We start from the raw sequence: 3,819 nt of genomic DNA, 5'->3' as shown, positions 1-3,819 counted from the left end.
ATGTCGCGGCTTTAAGGAAATACGGCGGTGTGGACATCTGCACTGTTCTTTCGTACGAAGGATGCCTCTTACCGCGGGAGCAGCCATAAGTGATTACCGAGCATTAATAGAAGCTGCACTTACTGTGTGCCATACAAATGATAACGGCGAGGTTCCAGATATTAGACCTCAGCGGACTGATTGTCGAACATTATGGTCCGGCACGAACATCTTGCCTCAGAGCACCTCGCCGCGGACCGCACCATCACCCGCGAGGCGATGACCGCGGAGTTCCGGGCCCGGGACTACGTCACGAGTTTCCGATCCCGCAAGCACGAAGCCTCCTTCGCGATCCAGGACGGAGTTCCGGGGCTGGTCGCCAACTAGAACCTTCCCGAACCCTCGAAACCCCCATCCGAGTTCGCTCGGCTTGGGGTTTCCCCGTTGTTTGAGCGGTACGCTCCTTGAAGCTGGAGAAGGATGGGGGAAGGGTCAGGGGCTGGTATCTCCGCCGCAACCGAGGTCCTGCGCGGAATGGTGGACAGCGTTCTGGCTGCGGCTGCCCTGCCCGGAATGTTCGTTGTGGGCCTGGTCAGAACTTCGTCGCCGCCTGCGCCAGGTGCAACCGGGCGAAGGGCGCCAGGATTCCTTCCCCGGGTCAGCAGGAACGGATTGAACGACGACGACGGGACTACGTTACGCCCGACGGTTTAGTCAGTGTCGGCGAGCGGCAGCCGCTCCCCTAGCCGCTCCTGGTGGTTGAGCTTGTCGAGACCTCGGGTTTCGACAAGCTCAACCACTCGAGGCATATGGGGTTGTCACCAGGTTGATGCGACGGTGCGGGTGATGGCCCAGCCGTCTCCGCGCGGCTCGAACCAGGAGCGCAACGTCAGGCGCCATGTTGCCGTGGATCCCCAGATTGTGGCGTCGGTGAGGGTTCGGGCGGTCAACGAGGGCATGGTGCCCTCCGTGCTACGGGTGGCCCCGACCGTTTCTATCCGGTGGTACTGCATCTGGCCGGTTTTGATGGCGTCCAGCCATTCCGCCTTGGCCTGCACGGATCCGGTCATGTGCGTAAGGGTGAAGTCGTCGGCAAGGATGACGCCGAGTTCTGCCAGGTCCCCGGCAACCATCGCCTCGCACAACGCGTTGTGGAGCCCCTCCAGGTCCGTGGCGGTCACGGTTTCATCCGTCGTCGTGCCTGTGCTGTGAGTTCCTGTGCACCGTGGCTGGTGCAGTATTCCAAGCTGATCTTCTTTCTGTCTTAGGCTTCGGGGATGACCATCGAGAAGCGCTCCAGCCGCGCCTCGTCGGGGTCGGGTCCGTTGCGCACACCGGAGTCGAGCGCGTCGATGGCGGCCAGTTCGTCGACGCTGAGTTCGAAGTCGAACACGTCGAAGTTCTCGGCAATGCGGCCAGGGTTTGTTGATTTCGGGATGGCTGAGCGGCCCTGCTGCAAATGCCAGCGCAGCATGACCTGCGCCGGGCTCTTCCCGTGGACCCGCGCGATGGCGGCGATCGTCGGGTCTTCCATCACGTTCCGACGGTCCTTGCCGCCCCACCCGGGGTAGAAAGTGATGCCGCCGATCGGTGACCAGGCCTGGGTGAGGATCCCGTGCTCGGCGTCGGCTGCCTGGACGTCCGGCTGGCTGAAGTACGGGTGCAGCTCGATCTGGTTGACCGCCGGGATGACGTGGGTCTCTGCCAGTAGCTGCTTCAGGTGGTGTGGCATGAAGTTGCTGACGCCGATCGCCCGTGCCCGCCCGTCGGCAAGCAACGTTTCCAGCGCCTTGTACGCGGCGATGGTTTTGTCGAACCGGTCGGGGGCCGGCTGATGCAGGATGAGCAGGTCAAGGTAGTCGACGCCGAGCTTGCCAGCAGCCTTCTCCCAGGCGTGCAGCGTCTGGTCGTAGCCGTAGTCACTCACCCAGACCTTGGTCTCGATGAACACGTCAGAACGGTCCAGACGCGAGCCGCGGATGCCTTGGCCCACCTCCCGCTCATTGCCGTATGCGGCGGCGGTGTCGATGTGCCGGTAGCCGGCTGCGAGCGCAGCCTCGACGGCCGCCGTCGTCTGCTCGGGTGGGCTCTGGAAGACGCCCAGGCCGAGGGCTGGCATCGTGACGCCGTTGTTGAGTGTAAGTTCCATGATCATGCCTTTCACGGTATTCGGATGTGCGGGGATGTGGGAGGGGCTGGGGCTCAGTGGTCGTGCGGTTCAGCGGGCGGGCTGCGCCTCCGGTACGGGCACGGCCATCCGGGGTGCCCTGGTTCGGCGGGCAGCCAAATCTGCGGGCAAAATGAGGGCCGCGGCGACCGTCAGGGCAAGAAGCAGGAGGACACTGCCTGCCGTGAGGGCGGCGCTGACCGCGGCGGCCAGGTGCGCTACGGCGGAACCCGTGGTCGGGACGGTTGCTGCGGCAGCGACTGCGATACCAAGCCCGAGGCAGGTGCCGATCTGGTGGAAGGTGTTCACCAGGCCCGATGCCGCCCCGGCGTCTGCGGGCGGGGCACCGACGATGCCGAACGAGGTCAGTGGCGCGAAGGCCAGGCCTTGGCCGGCGCCTATGAGGATCATTGGCAGGGCCACCCCCGTCAGGTAGGAGGAGTCGATGCCCACGCGGCTGAGCCAAAACATCCCGGCGAGGGTGAGCAGGATTCCGGCCAGCAGCGGGACCGAGCCCGGCATCCGGCCCACGAGCCGCGGGATGCTCATCGCGATGGCGAAGTTGACCGCCGTCATGGGGAGGAACCCGATGCCAGCCTGCAGCGGGTCAAAGCCCAGTACTTCCTGCATGAACTGGGTGGTGAAGAAGAAGAAGGCGATCATCGCGCCCAGGTACAGGAAGCGGGCGATGTAGGCGCCGGTGCGGCGGCGGCTCGCGAACAGCCGCAGCGGCATGATCGGCTGGGCCGCCCGGCGCTCAATCAGCACGAACCCGGCCAGGAGCACCACGCCGGCGCTGACGGCCGTGAGCGTGACAGGCGAGGCCCATCCGGCGTCGGCGGTGTTGATGATGCCGAACACGAGAGCGCCGACACCCAGTGTGGCGCTGAGCGCGCCGAAGACGTCGAAGCGGCCCCGGGACCGGCCGGTTTCCGGGAGAAACCGTGGAGCGAGGACGATCATCGCGCGACGGCCCGGGTGCGCTCACGGCCCTCCGGGAAGCTCGCCGTGAGCAGGGACAGCGAGGCGGGCGCGACGATCGCCGCCCCGATACCCTGCACGGCGCGGCCGGCGATCGCCCACCAGCCCTCCGGCGCCAGTCCGATCAGCAGCGACGCGATGGAGAACACCGCCAGCCCGAACACAAAAACCCGCCGGCGTCCGAGCAGGTCACCTGCCCGGGCCCCCAGGAGCAGCAGGCCGCCGAAGACCAGCGTGTATGCATTCTGAACCCAGGAAAGCTCGCCGGTGCTCAACTGGAGGTCTTCCTGCAGGCTGGGCAGGGCAGTGAAGATGACCGAGTTGTCCAGCAGGATCATGAAGTAGCTGGCGAGGATGATCGCCAGAATCGCTGCCGGATGGGGAGCGGTTGCGGGTTCAGGTTTCATGCTTTCCATGCAACCGTGTTCTACGCATGGCCGGGAGTCACTGTCGTTCCGGGTACCGCCAGTCCCTCCCTCGTCCTGGGGCGGCCGCGTAGCGTGGACGCCATGACACGCAGCGAGGACGTGCGGAAGTTCCTGACACCTGGTGGACTTCGCACCCCACGCGTCAGTAGAAGTCGGCTGGTGTAGGGCGGCGTATTTGGGCCCTGCTTAGTGGTTTGTCTCCGGGATAGGGCAGGCCGAGGGCAAGGCAAAAGAAGGCAGCCTTCAGGTCGGCGTTGCGGAAGT

General features: G+C 65.3%; 5 protein-coding genes. 1 reads left to right on the top strand and 4 read right to left on the bottom strand.

From position 1 onward, the window contains the following. Positions 1-192: 192 nt before the first annotated feature. Positions 193-366 carry a hypothetical protein gene (locus tag V6M49_RS16900; RefSeq protein ID WP_332762201.1) on the top strand — a complete coding sequence of 58 codons (174 nt, stop codon included), beginning with the start codon at positions 193-195 and terminating at the stop codon, positions 364-366. Between the two features lie 431 nt (positions 367-797). Here the strand turns inward: V6M49_RS16900 and V6M49_RS16895 are convergent, their stop codons facing one another. The 4 genes from V6M49_RS16895 to V6M49_RS16880 form a co-directional block, all read right to left on the bottom strand. After that, a complete protein-coding gene (locus V6M49_RS16895) occupies positions 798-1,160 on the bottom strand; it encodes a nuclear transport factor 2 family protein (RefSeq protein ID WP_332762200.1) in 363 nt (120 codons plus the stop codon). A gap of 83 nt (positions 1,161-1,243) precedes the next feature. Continuing rightward, positions 1,244-2,128 (bottom strand): aldo/keto reductase, encoded by an 885-nt coding sequence (locus V6M49_RS16890; RefSeq protein WP_332762199.1) that lies wholly within the window; start codon positions 2,126-2,128, stop codon positions 1,244-1,246. A gap of 69 nt (positions 2,129-2,197) precedes the next feature. Further along, positions 2,198-3,109, bottom strand: a complete 912-nt coding sequence (locus V6M49_RS16885) for an MFS transporter (protein WP_332762198.1) — start codon at positions 3,107-3,109, stop codon at positions 2,198-2,200. After that, complete coding sequence (locus V6M49_RS16880) at positions 3,106-3,534, bottom strand: MFS transporter (RefSeq protein ID WP_332762197.1); 429 nt, start codon at positions 3,532-3,534, stop codon at positions 3,106-3,108. The genes V6M49_RS16885 and V6M49_RS16880 overlap by 4 nt, the downstream gene beginning before the upstream one ends. Between the last annotated feature and the right edge of the window lie 285 nt (positions 3,535-3,819).

It is taken from the genome of Pseudarthrobacter sp., from assembly GCF_036675385.1.
Taxonomy (GTDB): domain Bacteria; phylum Actinomycetota; class Actinomycetes; order Actinomycetales; family Micrococcaceae; genus Arthrobacter.
This window is presented reverse-complemented; position numbering and strand designations above follow the sequence as displayed.